The following is an 18,286-nucleotide window of genomic DNA, read 5'->3' as shown; positions in this document are numbered from 1 at the left end:
GCCCGGAACACCTCACCTGTCACCCCGTCGATCGCCGCCGCGACGACCGACCGTGCGTGCACATCCAGTCCCACACTCGTACGCTCAGAAAACACCGGGGCCTCCCACACATGTCGGATAGGCCGGGCAAGGGCACTTGTCCAGCAACCCACGAATCTGTGCGCGTGAGGCCCCGGCCCGCAACCACTCAGCCGCAAGCGGTCACGGCATACCGTCTAGGCTCGCGCAGGTGAGCGAGCAGCCTGTGGTGAGCCAGACCTTCGACCCGGACGCGTGGGACGTGGTGGAGGGGTTCGAGTTCACCGACATCACCTACCACCGGGCGCGTGGAGTGGGGGCCGTGCGGATCGCGTTCGACCGGCCCGAGGTGCTGAACGCCTTCCGGCCGCACACCGTGGACGAGCTCTACCAGGCGCTCGACCACGCACGTCGCACGCCCGATGTCGGCGTCGTGCTCCTCACCGGCAACGGCCCAGGGCCCGAGGGGACGGGCAGCGAGGGCCAGTGGGGGTTCTGCTCCGGCGGCGACCAGCGGATCCGGGGTCGCTCGGGCTACCAGTACGCACAGGGCGACACCGCCGAGACGGTCGACGAGCGCAGGGTCAAGGCTGAGGGCGGACGGCTGCACATCCTCGAGGTGCAGCGGCTGATCCGCACGATGCCCAAGGTCGTCATCGCGCTGGTCAACGGCTGGGCGGCGGGCGGCGGGCACTCGCTGCACGTCGTCTGCGACCTGACCATGGCCAGCCGCGAGCACGCCCGGTTCAAGCAGACCGACGCCGACGTGGGCTCGTTCGACGGCGGCTACGGCTCGGCCTACCTCGCCAAGATGGTCGGCCAGAAGTTCGCCCGCGAGATCTTCTTCCTCGGTCGCACCTACACCGCCGACGACATGCACCGGATGGGCGCGGTCAACCTCGTCTCCGACCACGCGTTGCTCGAGGCCGACGCCCTGCAGGTGGCGCGCGAGATCATGGGCAAGAGCCCGCAGGCGCAGCGAATGCTCAAGTTCGCGTTCAACCTGCTCGACGACGGGTTGATGGGACAGCAGGTCTTCGCCGGGGAGGCGACCCGGCTCGCCTACATGACCGACGAGGCAGTCGAGGGGCGCGACCAGTTCCTGGAGAAGCGGGACGCGGACTGGTCACCCTTCCCCTGGTACTTCTGAGCTGAGCGGGCCGACCCGCTCGCACGTGTTGCCGGCTCGTGGTCACCGGACCCCCGAAACCCCTTTCCGTGACCACCGGCGCGCAACAAGTCGGGGAGCCATGGCACGTGTTGCCGGCTCGTAGTCACCGGACCCCCCGGAACCGCTCTCCGTGACCACCGGCGCGCAACAAGTCGGGGCGCCATGGCACGTGTTGCCGGCTCGTGGTCACCGCACCCCCCGATACCCCTCTCCGTGACCACCAGCGCGCAACAAGTCGGGGAGCCGTCAGCCGGAGCCGCCGAGGTCGACCTCGAACGCCTCGTACACGAGGTCCGCCCCGCGCTGGCGGTGCCGCACCAGCTGCCCCATCAGCGTGGTGACCTCCTCGCGGAAGGCCGGCAGGTCGGCGATCGTGCCACCGTGCTCGAGGACTGCGAGGTAACCCGCGATCGCCTCGGCATAGCTCGCGTGCTCACCGGTCAACCGGTCGACCGCCCTCATCAGGCGGGGCGCCCCGCGTCGCACCCCGTCGTAGATCCCACCGGGCCGTTCGGTCAGGTCGACGTGGTCCCGGAAGTCGTGGGACAGCTCGGCGAGCGCCGCCCGGACCCGTTCGCGCCACGCACCTCCCCGGGCGATGGGCGAGGCCAGCGCCTCGTCGACGGCGACGACCGAGTCGCGCAGCTCCCCGCGGTGAGCCCGCACCCGATCGATGTATGCCGCGAAGTCGGCGTCCATGGCACCTCCCGTGGTCCATCGTCCCGCCGCGCGTCGGGCGCGTCCACCCGGCGGCTAACCTGACCGGGTGACGTCGCTGCGACCGCTGGCCATCCCCGCCGGCCGAGCCGCTGCGTCAGTCCTGCCGACGCTCCGCCGGGCCCTGGACGGCGAGTTCGCCGTCCTCCCCCATGCCGTGGACGGCCCCCCGCCACCGGTCCCCGAGGGCGCCGTCCCCGATGCAGGGACCGCACTCGTCGTCGGGACGTCGGGATCCACCGGCACTCCCAAGCTCGCAATGCTCCCGGCAACCGCCCTCGCCGCGAGCGCCGCCGCAACGCACGAACGACTCGGCGGGCCCGGTGCCTGGCTGCTCGCGATGCCGGCCCACCACATCGCGGGAGTGCAGGTGCTGCTGCGATGCCTCGCAGCGGGCACCGAGCCCGGGTTCGTGGACCTGTCCGAGGGTTTCACCGCCCACGCGTTCACGCAGGCGTCCGCGACGTTCGGTGGGAGCCGCCGCTACACCTCCCTCGTGCCCACCCAGCTGGTCCGACTGCTCGAGGACGAGCGTGCCACCGCTGGGCTCGCCGGGTTCGACGCCGTGCTGGTCGGCGGCGCCGCCTGCCCACCGGCACTGCTGAGTCGGGCTCGCGAGGCACGGATCCCCGTCGTCACGACGTACGGCATGAGCGAGACCGCCGGCGGCTGTGTCTACGACGGAGTCCCGCTCTCGGGCACGGAGGTCCGCGTCGACGACGACGGTCGGCTCCACCTCGGGGGCGCCACCCTGGCGACCGGCTACCTCGGCCGTCCGGACCTCACTGCGGCAGCCTTCAGCACCGACTCCGCTGGGCGCAGGTGGTTCCGCACCGACGACCTGGGGCATTTCGGAGACAAGGGCCTGCCCGCGGGTGCCGCGGTCGGTGCGGATGCCGACGCCCGGTGGCAGTTCGACGGACGCGTCGACGACGTCATCACCACCGGCGGGCTCAAGGTCGCGCCCCGCCTCGTCGAGGACGCGCTGACTGCCCTGCCCACCATCGCGGAGGCCCTCGTCGTGGGCACCCCCGACGACCACTGGGGTCAGGTCGTCAGCGCCGCCGTCGTCCTTGCGGCCACCGAGGCCCCCGACGCCCCCCACGCCCCCCATGCCCCCGACGCCCTCGGTGGCTCCCCCGCACCCACGGTGGAGGAGCTGCGAGAGCTGCTCCGCGGCATACTCCCGGCGCAGGCGCTGCCCCGACGACTCCTGGTGTTGACGGCGTTACCCCTGCGGGGGCCGGGCAAACCGGACCGGTCGGCGGTCGCCGCACGCTTCGCCGACCACGCGTGACACCATGGGGAGATGATCCGGCTGCTGCCCTGGCTGCTGACGATCGCGGTGACCGTCTACGCCGTCGTCGACTGCATCCAGACCGACGATGCGCAGGTCAGGGGCCTGCCCAAGCTCTTGTGGCTGCTGCTGATCCTGCTCTTCCCGGTCGTGGGGTCGATCGCCTGGTTCATCGCCGGACGACCGCAGCGTGGCACCACGGGTGGTGGGCCGAGTGGGCGTGGGCCATCTCACCGGCCGCCGCCCCCGCGTGGCCCCGACGACGACCCGGACTTCCTCCGTAGGCTCTGAGCAGCACCCGCCGTACGGCTCCGCCCGCACCACCGCCCTGCCCGCACGACCTGCCCGCCCCACCGCCCTGCCCGCACGACCTGAGTGAGAACACCACCCGAATGGCCACCCTGAACCAGTGGATCGCCGGCGCCCGCCCGCGCACCCTCCCTGCCGCCATCGCCCCCGTCGTCGCGGGTACTGCCGCAGCCATCCCGCTCGACAAGGCCAGCTTCGGTCTGGCACTGCTCGCCGTCCTCGTCTCCCTGGGCCTCCAGGTGGGGGTCAACTACGCGAACGACTACTCGGACGGCATCCGCGGCACCGACGGCGAGCGGGTCGGTCCGGTCAGGCTGGTCGGACAGCACCTCGCGGATCCGAGCAACGTCAAGCTGATGGCCTTCTCGTTCTTCGGCGCTGCCGCCCTGGTGGGACTGGCCCTGGTGGCCATCACCGAGACCTGGATCATGATCCCGCTGGGAGCCCTGGCCGTGGTCGCCGCCTGGAAGTACACCGGTGGCGACAACCCCTACGGCTACCGCGGCCTCGGCGAGCTCTACGTCTTCCTCTTCTTCGGCCTGATGGCCACCCTGGGCACGCTCTACACGCAGGCCCACCGGGTCACCTGGACGGGCCTGGCGTGCGCCGTCGGGGTTGGGGCCATCGCCACGGCCATCCTGGTCGCCAACAACCTGCGCGACATCCCCACCGACCGCGAGAGCGGCAAGCTGACGCTGGCGGTCCGGCTGGGTGACCGCGGCACCCGCGCCCTCTATGTCGGGCTGCTCGTCGTCGCCGCGGTGGCGCTGGTGGCGGTCGCCCGCGACTACCCGTGGGCCTTCCTGGGCCTGCTCGCCTTCGGCATCGTCGGCAAGCCGCTCAAGTCCCTGCTGTCCGGCGCCACGGGACGCGACCTCGTTCCGGTCCTCGCCGCGACCGGCTTCTTCGAGATCGGGTATGCCGCGCTGCTGGCTGTCGGGATCGCCGCCAGCCACTAGCGAGTCGCGCTAGCGGTACTCGGCCGGTCCGCGCTCGTCCTCGGCGTCCTCGGCCTCCTCGTCGGCCCCGTGAACGGCAGGCTTGCCCGCCTGCTTGGCCTCGACGCGACGTTGCAGGCGGTCGGCGATCGCCGCCGTGCCCTCCTCGCGGAACCGGGCGAGCACGAAGAACGACAGCACCATCGAGATCAGGGCACTGAGGACGAGCAGCATCCACTGCTGGTCCTGGTCGCGGAGCCCGAGCAGCCACAGCAGCGACAGCACGCCGAAGAAGAGGAGCAGGCGAAGGACGGAGTAGCGGAGCATGACCTGGTCAGTCCTTAGAGCCCTGAGTAGGAGTGCTGGCCGACGAAGAAGACGTTCACGACGGCGAAGTTGACGATGATGCAGGCATATCCGGCCAGGGCGATGTAGGACGCCGTCTGGCGGGAGATCCCGCTGGTGGCCCGCGAGTGGAGGTAGGCCGCGTAGACGACGAAGATCACGAACGTCCAGACCTCCTTGGGATCCCAGTTCCAGTAAGACGCCCACGCCTGACGGGCCCAGATGGCGCCGGCGATGAGGGTGAAGGTCCACAGCGGGAAGGCCACGATGTGCAGGCTGTAGGCCGTGCGCTCGATGGACCCGGTCTCCGGGAACCGGTCCAGGACGCTGCGTCGGCCGGACCGCTCGAACGCGTCCTTGAGCAGGTAGACGGCGGTGAGCGCCGCCCCGATGGTGAAGACCGCCGTGGCGAGCGTGGCGACCGTGACGTGGATGACCAGCCAGTAGCTGCGCAGTGACGGCATGAGCTCGGCGGCCTCGGTGTACCAGACCGCCACGGCCATCCCCAGGATCAGCAGCACCGGCCCGGTGATGAACAGCCCCAGCCAGCGCAGGTCGCGTCGCGTGGACCAGATCGAGTACGCGAGCACGGTGAACATCGAACCCATCACGGCGAACTCGAACATGTTGCCGAGCGGCCAGCGGTGCACGGCGAGGCCGCGCAGCAGCACCGAGAGGACGAGCAGGAAGCCGCCCAGCCAGGTGGTCGTGGAGGCGATGCCCGCTGCGGTGAGCGCCCGGCGGGACAGCTCCGCCTCGGTATGCCGCGTGGGCGCGGCGGGGGCGCCGGCACCACCGCTGGTGCCGGCACCGGCCGTCACCAGCTCACTGTCGCGGTCGGCCACGAGGGCTGAGACGCCCTCGCGGCCACGGTCTCGGGCGGGGAGCAGCGCTGCGAGGTAGATGGCGTGGCACATCATGGCGATCGTGAAGACAGCCATCGCCGAGTAGAGGCTCAGGTTGGCGTAACCGGCCAGGTTTTCGTTCGTCATGTGCTGGTGCCCAATCGTCGTTCGATGGCGGCAAGGAACTCCTCGACCACGTCCTGGAGCCCGTCGTCGTCGCCCTTGGCGAGGCCGCCGACGGCTACCACGGTACGACCCGGCACGGCGGCGGGGGAAACCCGCACGAACACGCGTCGGCGCCGGACCACCAGGGAGGCGATCAGGCCGGCCAGGGCGAGCAGGGCGGCAGCCAGGGTGACGAACTTGCCGGGGTCGTGACGGATCGACAGCCCGGCGAACCGCTCGACCCCGTCGAAGCTGATGCTGCCGCGCCCGCCGGGGAGCTGATAGGTCTGCCCCGGCTCCAGCCAGATGCGCAGCGGGTCACCCTTGTCGTTCTCGAGCTGGGTGAGCTCGGCGATGTCGAGGACGTAGACCGACTGGGGACGTCCGCCGGGCAGCAGGTCACCCTCGTAGGCGGTCAGGGCCAGGGCCGGCTTCTTCGCATCGGGGAAGACCGAGATCGGGCCGCTCTCCTTGTCGATGACGGCCGTGGGCAGGAACAGCCCGGAGAAGCCGAGCTGGTTGGGCTGGGCCCCGGTCACCTTGATGACCCCGACGGACGTGTAGTTGTTGTCCCTCGCCAGGAACGGCGTGGCGCCGTGGTAGATGCTGGTGCCCTTCGCGTCGCGGACCGTCACGACGGGGGCGTACCCGTTGCCCAGGAGGAAGACCCCGGCGCCGTCCATCTCCAGCGGGTGGTTGACCTTGATCGTCGACTTCTTTGCGGCCGCACCGGGAGTCGCCTTGGTCGTGACGTGCGCGGTGAAGTCCCGTGGCTGGCCGAACTGTCCGCGACCGGTGACGGTCTCCTCGAAGGTCGCGTCCAGCTTGTCGACCGTGAGCTGGAACGGCGACAGGCTGGCCGGGTCGACCAGGGGACCGGGGCTGAAGGTGTCGTAGTTCCCGAGCGTGTTGGCGAACGACTCCCCGACCGGGACGATCACGTCGCCCTTCCAGCCGAACAGGTGCCCGATCGCGACGCCGATGATGACGAAGATCAGCGCCAGGTGGAAGACGAGGTTGCCCGTCTCCTTCAGGTAGCCCTTCTCGGCGCTGACCGATTCCCCGTCATGGTTGACGGTGCGGAACCGCTTGCCGCGCAACACCTCCCGTGCCGCGTCGATGACCACCTCGGGCGTGCCCGCAACCTCGACCGTGCCGCCGGCCGGCAGCCGGGCGGGCCGGGCCGGCGCCTTGGGCGGCGAGGACGTCATGGCCTTCCAGTGCACCTTGCTGCGGGGCAGGACGCACCCGACGAGCGAGATGAACAGCAGCAGGTAGATCGCGGCGAACCACGGGGACGCGTAGACCTCGAAGAAGCCGAGCTTGTCGAGCCAGGGTCCCGCGTCGGGGTGGTCGGCGATGTACTGCGCCGTGCGCGCGGCGTCGATGCTGCGTTGTGGCCAGATGGATCCGGGGAGGGCCGCGATCGCGAGCAGCAGCAGCAGGAACAGCGCCGTGCGCATGCTCGTGATCTGCCGCCACATCCAGCGCAGCCAGCCGACCAGGCCCAGCTGTGGCTGGGTGATGGGGTCGGTCACCTCAGATCACCGTCCGGAACCCGGCGACCAGCGTGGTCTGCACGTGGCGGGTGATCGACTCCCAGAGTCCGGTCACGAGCAGGATCCCGACGACGAACAACAGGGCACCACCAAAGAGCTGGATGCCGCGCTGCCGCGTGCGCAGGAAGGCGGACACCCGCCCGAAGCGTTCGTACCCGGCGGCGATGAGAAGGAAGGGAAGGCCCAGACCCAGCGAGTAGACCACCGCCAGGATGACCCCCCGGGTCACCGCCGACTGGTTGTCGGTGGCGGCGGCGAGCACCTGCACGGCGCCCAGGGTGGGACCGGTGCAGGGCGCCCACCCCAGGCCGAAGACGGCACCGAGCAGGGGCGCTCCCGCGAGCCCGGAGGCGGGACGGCGGTGCAGCTTGAGCTCGCGCTGGGAGCCCGCACCGATGAACACCAGGGCCATGAGGATGACGAGCACGCCACCGACCCGCTCCAGCACCTCACGGTGCCGGATCAGGGTGGCGCCGATCCCGGCGATGACCACGGTGGTCGCCATGAACACCACCGTGAACCCGAGGACGAACAGCAGGGCACCAAGCACCATCCGGTGCCGCTTGCGCTCCGCCAGCGACTCGTCGGACAGGCCGGTGACGTAGCCGAGGAACCCCGGCACGAGGGGCAGCACGCAGGGAGAGGCGAACGACACCAGGCCGGCCAGGAGGGCGACCGCCATCGCCACCGGCAGGGCGCCGGAGGTCACTGCGTTCGCCGCGTCGGCAGTCATCAGTCGTCCGTCATCAGTCAGGGGGTTCTACTGCTCGGCCAGGACGTCGTCGACCAGCCCGGTGAGGGTCGACGCCTTCACCTCACCGCTGACGCGAGCGGCGATGCGTCCGGTGCGGTCGAGCACGAGGGTGGTGGGCGGTGCCGTCACCTTGCCTTGCAGCGCGAGGATCGTCAGGCCCGCCGGGTCGTCGAGCGACGGGAAGGGAATGCCCCACCGTTTCGCCGTCGACCGACCCGAGTCGGCGTTGTCGCGGTAGTTGATGCCCATGAAGGCAACCGGCTTGTCGGCGGCGGCGATCTGCTCGGCTGCCTTCCTCAGCTCCGGGGCCTCGCTCTGGCAGGGCGGGCACCAGGAGGCCCAGACGTTGAGCACCGCGACCTTGCCCACGACGTCCTGGGACGACCACGGCTGGTTGTCGAGGGTCGTGCCGGTGAGGGCGACCGGCTTCTGGCGCTTGGCGGCAGGGATCGTCTCGAACGCACCATCCTGGGAGACGTAGCCCTGCTGGTTGCCCGACTTCGCTTGCGCCGCAATGGAGTTCGGGTCATCCGTGCATGCGGACAGCGACACGACGAGCAGGGGCACCGCGAGCAGCACAGCCGCACGCGGCATGGCGGGACGTGTCATCCGGTGCCGCCGTGGGACTGGGCGAGCAGCGACGCGGCGGGCTCGGAGTAGGTGATCGACTCGAGGTTGTCACCGACGTAGGTGAGGGTGGTGAGGGAGGCGAGGCGGCACTCACGCTTGCGTGGGTCGTGCCACAACCGCTTGCCCATCACCGCGTTGCGGGCGGTCCAGATCGGCAGCTGGTGCGACACGATGACGGCCTCGTGGCCGCGCGCGGCGGCCCTGGCGTCGGCGATGGCGGCGGACATGCGCTCGGCGATCTCGGCGTAGGGCTCACCCCACGACGGACGCAGCGGGTTGACCAGCTTGGACCAGTGGGCGGGGCGGAGGAAGTCCAGCGGCTTCATCTCGCCGACGCGCTCACCCTCGAACGCGTTGCCGCCCTCGATCACGCGGTCGTCCGTGGTGACCGGTATGCCGTGCGCCTCGGCGACCGGCGCGGCCGTCTCCTGCGCGCGCAGCAGGGAGGACGCGACGACGTGGGTGACGTCGTGGTCGGCCAGGTGGTCAGCCACGGTGCGCGCCATCTCGTGACCGAGGTCGGACAGGTGGTAGCCGTCGAGCCGTCCGTAGAGGACGCCATCGGGGTTGTGCACCTCCCCGTGGCGCATCAGGTGCACCACGGTGTGGTCGGTTGCGCTGGTCACGAGTCGATTGTCGCAAACGCCTCGGCGGCAGCCGACGCCGCTGCCGGGATCGCCGCCAGCACCCGGTCGACGGCCCGGTCGTCGTGGGCCCCGCTGACGAACCAGGACTCGAAGGCGCTCGGCGGCAGGTAGACCCCCTGGCTCAGCATCGAGTGGAAGAACGCCGCGAACGCCGGGACGTGCTGGGCCCGCGCCTCGTCGTAGTTGCTGACCTGGCCGTCACGGAAGAAGACGCTGAACATGCTGCCGGCCCGCTGGATGACGTGCGGGACACCTGCGGCACCGAGATGCTCGTGGAGCCCCGTCGTGAGCGCGTCAGCCACCTCGCCGAGGCGGGCGTAGAGGGCCGGGGTGCACTGCTGGAGGGTGGCCAGCCCGGCGGCGGTCGCCACGGGGTTACCGGAGAGGGTGCCCGCCTGGTAGACCGGCCCGACGGGTGCGAGCAGCCCCATCACGTCGGCCCGTCCGCCGAAGGCGGCGGCAGGGAAGCCGCCCCCCATGACCTTGCCGAAGGTGAACAGGTCGGGTGCGCCCGCGGCATACCCCTGCTCTCCTGCCTCGAGGCCGAACCACCCGGCCTCGCTGCACCGGAAGCCCGTCATCACCTCGTCGGAGATGAGCAGCGCACCGTGGGCGGCGGTGATGCGACGCAGCCCCTCCGTGAAGCCGGGCGCGGGCGGGACGACGCCCATGTTGCCGGGGGACGCCTCGGTGATCAGGGCCGCGATCTCGGCGCCACGCTCGGCGAAGGCGGCTTCGACGGCGTCGAGGTCGTTGAACGGCAGCACGATCGTCTCGGCGGCCATCTCCTTGGGCACCCCGGCCGAGTCCGGCAACGCGAACGTGGCGACGCCCGAGCCGGCCTGCGCCAGGAGGGAGTCGACGTGCCCGTGGTAGCAGCCGGCGAACTTCACGACGAGGGAGCGCCCGGTGTAGCCGCGCGCAAGTCGGATGGCGCTCATCGTCGCCTCGGTGCCACTCGACACCAGGCGCACCTGCTCGACCGGAGCCACCCGCCGGACGATCTCCTCGCCGAGGGCTACCTCGTTCTCCGACGGGGTGCCGAAGGAGAAGCCCTTGGCCGCCGCCTCGGTGACCGCCCGCTGGACCTCCGGGTGGCCGTGGCCGAGGATCATCGGCCCCCACGAGCAGACCAGGTCGACGTACTCACGGCCGTCGGCGTCGGTGAGGTAGGGGCCTTGGCCGGACACCATGAACCTCGGCGTCCCGCCCACGGCCCGGAACGCGCGGACCGGCGAGTTCACGCCTCCGGGCGTCACCGCCAGGGCCCGCTCGAGGAGCGCCTGCGAGGCCGGTGCGTCGAAGGGGTATGCCGTCATGGTGCCAGTGTCCCAGCCGTACCTGAGCGCTTGCGCCCCTGGGGGTCAGGCGCTGCCCACCCGGCGGGCCTCCGCCTGGGTGTGGACCTCGTGCGCCACGGCTTCGCGGGCCACCGCGGGGTGGTCACCCTCGTCGCCGCCCGGCGCCAGAGCCGTCCGGATCGCGTCCATCGCCTCGCCCAGGGCCTTGAACAGCGGCGCCGGGACAGGGTCGATGACCGAGCGCCTGACGCTTGCGACGTGCACTCGCGCCATGTCCTGGACGGCCTGCCACCCTGCGTCCGTGAGCACCAGCTCCACCCCGCGCCTGTCGTCGAGGCAGGACTCTCGCACCACCCAGCCACGCTTCTCGAGGCGCGAGGCCGTGTGCGTCAGGCGGCTGCGCGACTGCACGACGAGGTCGGCCAGGCTCGACATGCGCAGTCGCCGGCCGGGGCTCTCGGAGAGCATCGAGATGATCTCGTACTCCGTCAGCTGGACGCCGTGCGACTGGAGGTCCTGGTCGAGGGCCTCCTCGATCAGGCGGCTCCCCCGCAGGTAGGCACGCCAAGCCCGCTGTTCGTCGTCGCTGAGCCACTGCGGCTCACCGGTGGGAGTGCTCATGAGCGTGAGTATGGCATCCCAAGCGATAGTTGAAATATAAATGAGGTCTGCTATGTTCGAAGAGATGAAGCGCTCGGGAACTGCCCGGTCGCACCCCCCACCACAGGAGACCCCCATGGCAAGCATCAACGACCTCCCCGCCGGCACCTGGACCGTCGACGCCTCGCACAGCGAGATCGGCTTCGTCGCCCGTCACCTCATGGTCACGAAGGTCCGCGGCCAGTTCAAGGAGTTCGAGGGCACCGTCAAGGTCGGCGACGACATCACCGACTCGCAGGTGACCGCCGTGGCCCAGATCGCCTCCGTCGACACCGGCTCCGCCGACCGCGACACCCACCTCAAGTCCGGCGACTTCTTCGACGCCGAGGCCAACCCCACCATGAGCTTCACCTCGACCGAGGTCACCCCCGACTCGCTCACCGGCGACCTGACCATCAAGGGCGTCACCAAGCCGGTCACCTTCGACCTGGAGTTCACCGGTCTGGCCACCGACCCGTGGGGCAACGAGAAGGCCGGCTTCGAGGCCAGCGCCGACATCAACCGCAAGGACTGGGACCTCGGCTGGAACGTCGCCCTCGAGGGTGGCGGCGTGCTCGTCTCCGAGAAGGTCAAGCTCAACCTGGACATCCAGCTCACCAAGGCTGCCTGACCCAGCGCTTCACACACAGACTGACGACGGGCCGGTTCGGGGGAACCGGCCCGTTCGTCATGTCCGGGCCCCTCAGGGGCGCAGGAGGCGGGCGGCGTCGACCGCGAAGTAGGTGAGGATGACCTGGGCCCCGGCGCGCCGGATGGTCAGCAGCGACTCCATCATCGCCCGGTCGCGGTCGATCCAGCCGTTGGCCGCGGCCGCCTGGATCATCGAGTACTCCCCCGAGATCTGGTAGGCCGCCACCGGCACGGTCGACACCGCCGCAGCGGCTGCCACGATGTCGAGGTGCGGCCCGGCCGGCTTCACCATGACGATGTCGGCGCCCTCGACGATGTCGAGCTCGAGCTCGCGCAGGGCCTCGGTCGCGTTGGCCGGGTCCTGCTGGTAGGTCGCCCGGTCACCCTCGAGCGAGGACTGCACGGCCTCGCGGAACGGGCCGTACAGAGCCGAGGTGTACTTCACGGCATACGCCAGGAGAACGGTGTCGGTGTAGCCCTCGGCATCGAGCGCCGCACGGACGTGGGCGACCTGGCCGTCCATCATCCCCGAGAGCCCGAGCACGTGGGCGCCGGCGCGGGCCTGCGCGAGGCCCATCGCGGCATACCGCTCGAGCGTGGCGTCGTTGTCGACCCGTCCGTCCTCGGACAGGACCCCGCAGTGGCCGTGGTCGGTGAACTCGTCGAGGCACAGGTCGGCCATCACGACGAGCCGGTCACCGACGGCGTCGGCGACGGCTCGGAGCGCCACGTTGAGGATGCCGTCCGGGTCGTCGGCGCCGGAACCCACGGCGTCCTTGGCCGTCGGCACGCCGAAGAGCATGAGCCCGCCCAGCCCCGCGTCCGCCGCCTCACGTGCGGCGACCACCAGCGAGTCCAGCGTGTGCTGGACGACGCCCGGCATCGCCGAGATCGGCTGCGGCTCGTCGATGCCCTCGCGCACGAACACGGGCAGCACCAGCTCGGCCGGGTCCAGCCTCGTCTCGGCGACGAGCCGGCGCATGGCCACCGACTGCCGCAGCCGACGGGGCCGGATCACCGGCCCCACCGGCTGCGAGTGGTCAGTCATGCGGGACGGCTACTTCGCCCGGCGGCGTGACGCCGACTTCTTGGCGCTGGGACGCACCACGGGCTCGCCCGCCTCCGCGGCAGCGGTTGCCAGCCCCAGGCCGTAGTCGGCCAGCGCGTCGACGAGCGAGTCGGACGACGCCTCGGGCGCGAGGACGTCGACCCGCAAGCCGTGCTCCTCGGCCGTCTTGGCCGTGGCCGGACCGATGCACGCGATGACCGTTGACGGGTGCGGCTTGCCGGCGATGCCGACCAGGTTGCGCACCGTCGAGGACGACGTGAACACCGCTGCGTCGAACTGCCCGCCCTTGATGGCCTCACGGATGTGGGCGGCCGGCGGAGCGGCGCGCACCGTGCGGTATGCCGTGACGTCGTCCACCTCCCAGCCCATCTCCTGGAGGCCTGCGACGAGGGTGTCGGTGGCGATGTCGGCGCGCGGGAGGAAGACCCGGTTGATGGGGTCGAGCACCTCGTCGAACGGCGGCCACTCCTCGAGCAGCCCGTTGGCGGACATCTCGCCGGACGGCACGAGGTCGGGCACGATGCCCCACTCGCGCAGCGCCGCGGCGGTCACGCCACCGACCGCAGCGATCTTGAGCCCGGCGAAGGCCCGTGCGTCGAGCCCGAACTCCTCGAACTTCTCCCGCACGGCCTTCACGGCGTTGACCGAGGTGAACCCGATCCACTCGTAGCGACCGGTGACCAGGCCCTTGACCGCACGCTCCATCTGCTGGGGCGTGCGCGGCGGCTCGACCGAGATCGTGGGGACGACCTCGGCGGTCGCACCGAAGGACTCGAGCCGGGCGATGGTCGAGCCGGACTGCTCCTTGGTGCGGGGCACCAGGACGTTCCAGCCGAACAGCGGCTTGGTCTCGAACCAGGACAGGTTCTCGCGGAGAGCCACGGTCGTGCCGACCACCGCGAGGGCGGGGAACTCCAGGGTCTTCATGACCTTGGCGACCTCACCCAGGGTCGTGACGCGGGTGGCCTGACGGATCGTCGTGCCGCGCTCGGTGAGGGCTACCGGGCTGTCGGCTGACCGACCCGCCCCCAGCAGCTTGCCCAGCGCGACACCGAGGTCCTCGGGCTGGCCGAGCAGGACCACGGTGACCGAGTCGGCCACCGAGGCCGACCAGTCGACGTGCCGGTCGTTGGCGGAGATCACGTGCACGGCCGGCGAGCTGCTCGACGTCAGCGGGATGCCCGCGTAGGCCGGGACGGCCGAGACCGCGCTGACCCCGGGGACGATGTCGAAGCCGATGCCGGCCTTCTGGCAGGCGAGGGCTTCCTCCGCGAGGCCGTTGAAGGTGCCCGGGTCGCCGTCCATGAGCCGGACGACCAAGCCGCCGGTGGCGGACTTGGCGGCCTTGACGACGAGCTTGGCCCTCATGGCGTGGGTCAGTGGCTGCCCGTGCTCGCCGTGGCCGGCGTCGATGATCTCGACGTCCGCACGGCAGTAGCGGGCAACGACGTCCTCACGAGCCACCTGGTCGATGACGACCACGTCGGCTGCGGCGAGGAACTCCAGGGACCGCACGGTCATGAGTCCGGAGTCGCCGGGGCCGGCGCCGACGAAGGCGACGCGTCCCGGGACCCGGCTCTGACGAGGGGTCTGGTGGGTGGTGGGCTGGGTCGAGCGCGTGGGGCTCACAGTGCACGCTCCGTGCTGTCGTGTTCTGGGTGGCGGTCGGGGGCGGCGAGCGGAGCTGGTCCGTTCGCCTCGGCTGGGTCTGGTGTCAGTCCGTCGGTGACGGCGCTCGAGGGACCCGTGCCGGGCGGCACCGGTCGGGCAGGGGGGCGGTCCTCGGGTCCCTGCAACAGGTCGGCGCCGTCCTCGAGCAGCACGGCGGCGAGCCGGCGGCCGAGGGCCTCGCCGTCGTCGACGCCGCCCACGAGGGACCGGCGCAGGTCGAACGACCCGTCGACGGCACCGACGAAGGCACGCAGGGACAGCTCGAGCCCGTCCTCACCCTCGACGATCTCGGCCAGCGCTCCGACCGGTGCCGAGCAGCCGGCCTCGAGGGCCGCGAGGACAGCACGCTCGGCCGTCACGCACGCGCGGGTGTCGGGGTCGTCGAGGACCTCCAGCGCGGCGCGGGTGATGTCGTCGTCGGCCCGGCACTCCACGGCGAGTGCACCCTGGCCGGGGGCGGGCAGCATCTGGAGGGGGTCGATCGCCTCGGCGACCTCATCGAGCCGCCCGAGCCTGGCCAGACCCGCGCGAGCCAGCACGACGGCGTCGAGGGCGCCGTCCCTGACCAGCCCGATGCGGGTGTCGACGTTGCCGCGGATGTCCTTGAACGACAGCCCGAGCCCGAGGGCCGCGAGCTGGGCCACGCGCCGCGGCGAGCCGGTGCCGACGACCGCGCCCTCGCCGAGCTCACCGAGGGTGCGACCGCCCGAGGAGACCAGCACGTCGCGCGGGTCCTCACGGACCGGGAGGGCTGCCACGACCAGACCGGGCTCGGGCGTGGTCGGCAGGTCCTTGAGCGAGTGCACAGCGAGGTCGACCTCACCCGCGAGCAGGGCGCGGCGAAGGGCGGCCGCGAACACCCCGGTCCCGCCGATCGAGGCGAGCGAGGCGGTCGACGTGTCTCCCTCGGTGACGATCTCCACGAGCTCGACCGCATGACCCCGGGCGCGCAGCAGGTCGGCCACCCCGGTGGACTGGGTCGTGGCCAGGGGGCTGCGTCGGGTGCCCAGACGCAGGGCGAGGGGTGCGGCGGCAGGTGCGCTCACGGCATACCTCCACGCTCTGGCGGGGGCACGGACGCGATGACGGCCTCGCCGGGACGCAGGTCGAACAGCTCACGCAGGGCCTGCGCGTAGTCGGCGCCCTCACCGCCCACGGCGCGTTCCTTCATGCGGACCGTCGGGGTGTGCAGCAGCTTCTCGACGATGCGGTGGACGGCGAGCTGGACCTCTGCCCGGGCGACGTCGTCGAGGTCGGGGAGCCGCTGGTCGAGCCGGTTGAGCTCGCCCGCGACGACGTCGGCGGCGTGCGACCGCAGCGCCGCCACGGTCGGTGCGACGGTCTCCGCCGCCCGCGAGGTGAGGTATGCCGCGACCTCACCGATGACGAGGTCCGCCACCTCGCGCACCTGGGGCGGGGTCTGGCCTCCGGAGAGCTCCTCCCCCAGCGCACCCAGCCCGGCGAGGGTGACCCCACTCAGGGAGGCGACCTCGGGGGCGACGTCGTGGGGAAGGGCGAGGTCGACGTAGGCCTGCGGGCGCCCGGCGCGGGCCACCTGGGCATCGCCGGCGGTGGCGAGGTCGACGACCACGCCGGTCGACCCGGTGCAGGAGATGACGACGTCGGCGCCGGCCAGGGCAGCCGCCAGGTCGTCGAGGGGGCGAGCCGTGCCGCCGGTGCGCTCGGCGAGCCGAAGCGCCTTGGCCAGCGTCCGGTTGACGATCGTGAGCCCAGCGGCGCCGCGGCGCGAGACGGTCGTGGCGGCCAGCGAGCTCATGCCTCCGGCGCCCACGACGAGGACCTTGAGCCCGGCCAGGGACCCGAGCTCGCGTTCCGCGCGGGCCAGGCCGGCCTCGACGAGGGAGACGCTCACGGCGTCGATCCCGGTCTCGGTGTGGGCGCGCTTGCCGACGCGCAGGGCCTGCTGGAAGAGGGTGTTGAGGGCGGGGCCGGCGTGGCCGTACTTCTGCGACTCGCGCAGGGCAGAGCGCATCTGGCCGAGGATCTGGGCCTCACCGACCGCCATCGAGTCCAGGCCACAGGCGACCGTGAACGCGTGCGCGATCGCGCGGTCCTCGTAGTGCACGTAGAGGTGCTCGCGCAGCTCGTCGCGACCCACGCCGGTGACCTCGGTGAGCGCGTCCGAGATGTCGGTGACCGCACCGTGGAAGGTCATCGACTCGGCATAGACCTCGGTGCGGTTGCACGTGGACACGACGATCGCCTCGGAGAGGTTCTCGCGGCCGGTGAGGCCGGCGGAGAGCGCGCGGCGGCGGTCGGCGTCGAGCGACATCGCCTCGAGGAGGGGCAGCGGCGCGGTGTGGTGGGACAGGCCCAGGATGACCAGGCTCATCGGCTGACCGCCTGGGCCACGTGGTCGAGCGAGCCGGCCGAGACCTGGTCGAGCGCGCCCTCGGCGGCCAGCGCCCTGCGCTGCTCGTGGAAGGCGAGGATCTGCAGCTCGGTCGAGAGGTCGACCTTGCGGACGTCGACGTCGTCGGGCACGACGAGCACGCACGGGGCGAAGTTGAGGATCGAGCGCACCCCGACTGCCACGAGCTGGTCCGCCACGTCCTGCGCCGACGCGGCGGGCGTCGCGATGACGCCGATCGCCAGGCCCTGGTCGGCCACCAGCGACGCGAGGGCGCCCATCGGCTGCACGGTGATCCCGGCTATCTCCTGCCCCAGCAGGGCGGAGTCCTGGTCGAGCAGGGCGACGACGCGGAACCCGCGCGTGGCGAAGCCGCTGTAGGCCGCGAGCGCGTGGCCCAGGTTTCCCATCCCGATGATGGCGACCGGCCAGTCCTGGGTGAGGCCGAGCTCGCGGGAGATCTGGTAGGCGAGGTGGTCGACCTCGTAGCCGACCCCGCGCACGCCGTAGGACCCGAGGTGGGACAGGTCCTTGCGGAGTTTTGCACTGCGGACGCCCGCGGCGGAGGCCAGCTCCTCGGAGGACACCGACGTGATCCCGCGCTCCGCGAAGCCGGTCAGGGCTCGGAGGTACTCGGGTAGCCGTGCGACCGTGGCGTCGGGAATACCCCGACGGGCGCTCGGGTCGGCAGACACAGTCTCTTCCGGCTCCTTCTCATCACGGGCAGTCCGCGCCTGGCTGGAGCGGATGGGAGCCCGGCCAGATTACGCTTTTGTGAACGGATGCACAAAGTCACAAGCGTCCGTCTCAGGACCCGCGTGATCCACGTCACTTCGTGCTCGTGAGCGCGCTCCTCAGCCGGGTCTCGTCGACCCGCCAGTAGTCGTGCTGGCCCCCGTCCACGAAGGTGACGGGGATCTGCTCCCAGTACTGCTCGTTGAGTGCCGGGTCGTCCTCGATCGACAGCTCCACCCAACCCACCCCGAGGTCGGCGGCCACGCGCTCGATGACGGCCCGCGCCTCATCGCACAGGTGGCACCCCGGTTTGCTGACCAGGGTGATGCGCACCTCGGCGGGCGTGGGGGTTGCGGACACACCCCGAGCGTATGCCGCGTGGGCCCAACGGCCGCTTCCCGCCGCCGCTCGCGGTAGCGGGCGCCTCACCCGCCCCACGGGGCTCGCTGGACAC

The 18,286-nt window shown here is 71.3% G+C and carries 20 protein-coding genes; 5 read left to right on the top strand and 15 right to left on the bottom strand.

The window, feature by feature from the left end; genetic code table 11:
• The first annotated feature begins 229 nt into the window (after positions 1–229).
• Positions 230–1,168 carry a 1,4-dihydroxy-2-naphthoyl-CoA synthase gene (locus tag AC1DWR_RS17670; RefSeq protein WP_477624884.1) on the top strand — a complete coding sequence of 313 codons (939 nt, stop codon included), beginning with the start codon at positions 230–232 and terminating at the stop codon, positions 1,166–1,168.
• Positions 1,169–1,435: 267 nt separating this feature from the next.
• Here AC1DWR_RS17670 and AC1DWR_RS17665 read toward each other — a convergent pair whose 3' ends face one another.
• Positions 1,436–1,888, bottom strand: coding sequence for a hypothetical protein (locus AC1DWR_RS17665; RefSeq protein WP_477613740.1), 453 nt, complete (start codon positions 1,886–1,888; stop codon positions 1,436–1,438).
• Positions 1,889–1,955: 67 nt separating this feature from the next.
• Here AC1DWR_RS17665 and menE point away from each other — a divergent pair, with 67 nt between their 5' ends.
• The 3 genes from menE to AC1DWR_RS17650 all read left to right on the top strand — a co-directional run bounded on the left by menE (position 1,956) and on the right by AC1DWR_RS17650 (position 4,471).
• Positions 1,956–3,203 carry an o-succinylbenzoate--CoA ligase gene (menE, locus tag AC1DWR_RS17660; RefSeq protein WP_477613741.1) on the top strand — a complete coding sequence of 416 codons (1,248 nt, stop codon included), beginning with the start codon at positions 1,956–1,958 and terminating at the stop codon, positions 3,201–3,203.
• A gap of 12 nt (positions 3,204–3,215) precedes the next feature.
• Complete coding sequence (locus tag AC1DWR_RS17655; protein WP_477613742.1) at positions 3,216–3,494, top strand: PLDc N-terminal domain-containing protein; 279 nt, start codon at positions 3,216–3,218, stop codon at positions 3,492–3,494.
• Between the two features lie 101 nt (positions 3,495–3,595).
• The gene (locus AC1DWR_RS17650) at positions 3,596–4,471 is read left to right on the top strand and encodes a 1,4-dihydroxy-2-naphthoate polyprenyltransferase (protein WP_477613743.1); all 876 of its coding nucleotides are present in this window, start codon (positions 3,596–3,598) and stop codon (positions 4,469–4,471) included.
• 9 nt (positions 4,472–4,480) lie between these two features.
• On the opposite strand, the gene AC1DWR_RS17645 is transcribed toward AC1DWR_RS17650, so the two are convergent.
• From AC1DWR_RS17645 to AC1DWR_RS17610, 8 genes are read right to left on the bottom strand one after another with little or no spacing between them, the layout of a single operon-like run.
• Entirely contained in the window at positions 4,481–4,777 is a 297-nt protein-coding gene (locus tag AC1DWR_RS17645) for a DUF4229 domain-containing protein (protein WP_477613744.1), read from the bottom strand.
• Between the two features lie 14 nt (positions 4,778–4,791).
• A complete protein-coding gene (gene ccsB, locus AC1DWR_RS17640; RefSeq protein ID WP_477624883.1) occupies positions 4,792–5,787 on the bottom strand; it encodes a c-type cytochrome biogenesis protein CcsB in 996 nt (331 codons plus the stop codon).
• Positions 5,784–7,343 (bottom strand): cytochrome c biogenesis protein ResB, encoded by a 1,560-nt coding sequence (resB, locus tag AC1DWR_RS17635; RefSeq protein ID WP_477624882.1) that lies wholly within the window; start codon positions 7,341–7,343, stop codon positions 5,784–5,786. The genes ccsB and resB overlap by 4 nt, the downstream gene beginning before the upstream one ends.
• Before the next feature lies 1 nt (position 7,344).
• Positions 7,345–8,097 carry a cytochrome c biogenesis CcdA family protein gene (locus AC1DWR_RS17630; RefSeq protein WP_477613747.1) on the bottom strand — a complete coding sequence of 251 codons (753 nt, stop codon included), beginning with the start codon at positions 8,095–8,097 and terminating at the stop codon, positions 7,345–7,347.
• Between the two features lie 27 nt (positions 8,098–8,124).
• Entirely contained in the window at positions 8,125–8,727 is a 603-nt protein-coding gene (locus tag AC1DWR_RS17625; protein WP_477624881.1) for a TlpA family protein disulfide reductase, read from the bottom strand.
• Positions 8,724–9,338 (bottom strand): histidine phosphatase family protein, encoded by a 615-nt coding sequence (locus AC1DWR_RS17620; RefSeq protein WP_477613912.1) that lies wholly within the window; start codon positions 9,336–9,338, stop codon positions 8,724–8,726. Before AC1DWR_RS17620 ends, AC1DWR_RS17625 begins: the two co-directional genes overlap by 4 nt.
• A gap of 32 nt (positions 9,339–9,370) precedes the next feature.
• Positions 9,371–10,714: a glutamate-1-semialdehyde 2,1-aminomutase gene (hemL, locus tag AC1DWR_RS17615; RefSeq protein ID WP_477613749.1), complete on the bottom strand. Its 1,344-nt coding sequence runs from the start codon at positions 10,712–10,714 to the stop codon at positions 9,371–9,373.
• A 45-nt stretch (positions 10,715–10,759) separates the two neighbouring features.
• Complete coding sequence (locus AC1DWR_RS17610; RefSeq protein WP_477613750.1) at positions 10,760–11,317, bottom strand: MarR family winged helix-turn-helix transcriptional regulator; 558 nt, start codon at positions 11,315–11,317, stop codon at positions 10,760–10,762.
• Between the two features lie 115 nt (positions 11,318–11,432).
• Between AC1DWR_RS17610 and AC1DWR_RS17605 the strand changes: the two genes are divergently transcribed.
• Complete coding sequence (locus tag AC1DWR_RS17605; protein WP_477613751.1) at positions 11,433–11,966, top strand: YceI family protein; 534 nt, start codon at positions 11,433–11,435, stop codon at positions 11,964–11,966.
• Between the two features lie 72 nt (positions 11,967–12,038).
• Here the strand turns inward: AC1DWR_RS17605 and hemB are convergent, their stop codons facing one another.
• From hemB to AC1DWR_RS17575, 6 genes are all read right to left on the bottom strand, one after another.
• On the bottom strand, positions 12,039–13,034 hold the full coding sequence (hemB, locus tag AC1DWR_RS17600; protein ID WP_477613752.1) for a porphobilinogen synthase: 996 nt from the start codon (positions 13,032–13,034) through the stop codon (positions 12,039–12,041).
• 9 nt (positions 13,035–13,043) lie between these two features.
• The gene (locus AC1DWR_RS17595; protein ID WP_477613753.1) at positions 13,044–14,684 is read right to left on the bottom strand and encodes a bifunctional uroporphyrinogen-III C-methyltransferase/uroporphyrinogen-III synthase; all 1,641 of its coding nucleotides are present in this window, start codon (positions 14,682–14,684) and stop codon (positions 13,044–13,046) included.
• Positions 14,681–15,772, bottom strand: coding sequence for a hydroxymethylbilane synthase (gene hemC, locus AC1DWR_RS17590; protein ID WP_477613754.1), 1,092 nt, complete (start codon positions 15,770–15,772; stop codon positions 14,681–14,683). Before hemC ends, AC1DWR_RS17595 begins: the two co-directional genes overlap by 4 nt.
• Positions 15,769–17,079: a glutamyl-tRNA reductase gene (locus AC1DWR_RS17585; RefSeq protein WP_477613755.1), complete on the bottom strand. Its 1,311-nt coding sequence runs from the start codon at positions 17,077–17,079 to the stop codon at positions 15,769–15,771. Before AC1DWR_RS17585 ends, hemC begins: the two co-directional genes overlap by 4 nt.
• Positions 17,076–17,792 (bottom strand): redox-sensing transcriptional repressor Rex, encoded by a 717-nt coding sequence (locus tag AC1DWR_RS17580; RefSeq protein WP_477613756.1) that lies wholly within the window; start codon positions 17,790–17,792, stop codon positions 17,076–17,078. The genes AC1DWR_RS17585 and AC1DWR_RS17580 overlap by 4 nt, the downstream gene beginning before the upstream one ends.
• A 133-nt stretch (positions 17,793–17,925) precedes the next feature.
• The gene (locus AC1DWR_RS17575) at positions 17,926–18,192 is read right to left on the bottom strand and encodes a glutaredoxin family protein (protein WP_477613757.1); all 267 of its coding nucleotides are present in this window, start codon (positions 18,190–18,192) and stop codon (positions 17,926–17,928) included.
• Positions 18,193–18,286 lie beyond the last annotated feature (94 nt).

Source organism: Pedococcus sp. P2_E2, assembly GCF_056403955.1.
The sequence above is the reverse complement of the archived record's forward strand: the minus strand, read 5'-3'. Positions and strand labels throughout refer to the sequence as shown.

Bases quoted from the DNA above. Each gene is read 5' to 3' on its own strand.
- hemB (WP_477613752.1), bottom strand. From the start codon at position 13,034: ATGACTGACCACTCGCAGCCGGTGGGGCCGGTGATCCGGCCCCGTCGG.
- AC1DWR_RS17625 (WP_477624881.1), bottom strand. From the start codon at position 8,727: ATGACACGTCCCGCCATGCCGCGTGCGGCTGTGCTGCTCGCGGTGCCC.
- AC1DWR_RS17610 (WP_477613750.1), bottom strand. From the start codon at position 11,317: ATGAGCACTCCCACCGGTGAGCCGCAGTGGCTCAGCGACGACGAACAG.
- AC1DWR_RS17620 (WP_477613912.1), bottom strand. From the start codon at position 9,338: ATGCGCCACGGGGAGGTGCACAACCCCGATGGCGTCCTCTACGGACGG.
- AC1DWR_RS17585 (WP_477613755.1), bottom strand. From the start codon at position 17,079: ATGAGCCTGGTCATCCTGGGCCTGTCCCACCACACCGCGCCGCTGCCC.
- AC1DWR_RS17605 (WP_477613751.1), top strand. From the start codon at position 11,433: ATGGCAAGCATCAACGACCTCCCCGCCGGCACCTGGACCGTCGACGCC.
- AC1DWR_RS17630 (WP_477613747.1), bottom strand. From the start codon at position 8,097: ATGACTGCCGACGCGGCGAACGCAGTGACCTCCGGCGCCCTGCCGGTG.
- AC1DWR_RS17655 (WP_477613742.1), top strand. From the start codon at position 3,216: ATGATCCGGCTGCTGCCCTGGCTGCTGACGATCGCGGTGACCGTCTAC.
- ccsB (WP_477624883.1), bottom strand. From the start codon at position 5,787: ATGACGAACGAAAACCTGGCCGGTTACGCCAACCTGAGCCTCTACTCG.
- AC1DWR_RS17645 (WP_477613744.1), bottom strand. From the start codon at position 4,777: ATGCTCCGCTACTCCGTCCTTCGCCTGCTCCTCTTCTTCGGCGTGCTG.
- AC1DWR_RS17650 (WP_477613743.1), top strand. From the start codon at position 3,596: ATGGCCACCCTGAACCAGTGGATCGCCGGCGCCCGCCCGCGCACCCTC.
- hemL (WP_477613749.1), bottom strand. From the start codon at position 10,714: ATGACGGCATACCCCTTCGACGCACCGGCCTCGCAGGCGCTCCTCGAG.
- AC1DWR_RS17665 (WP_477613740.1), bottom strand. From the start codon at position 1,888: ATGGACGCCGACTTCGCGGCATACATCGATCGGGTGCGGGCTCACCGC.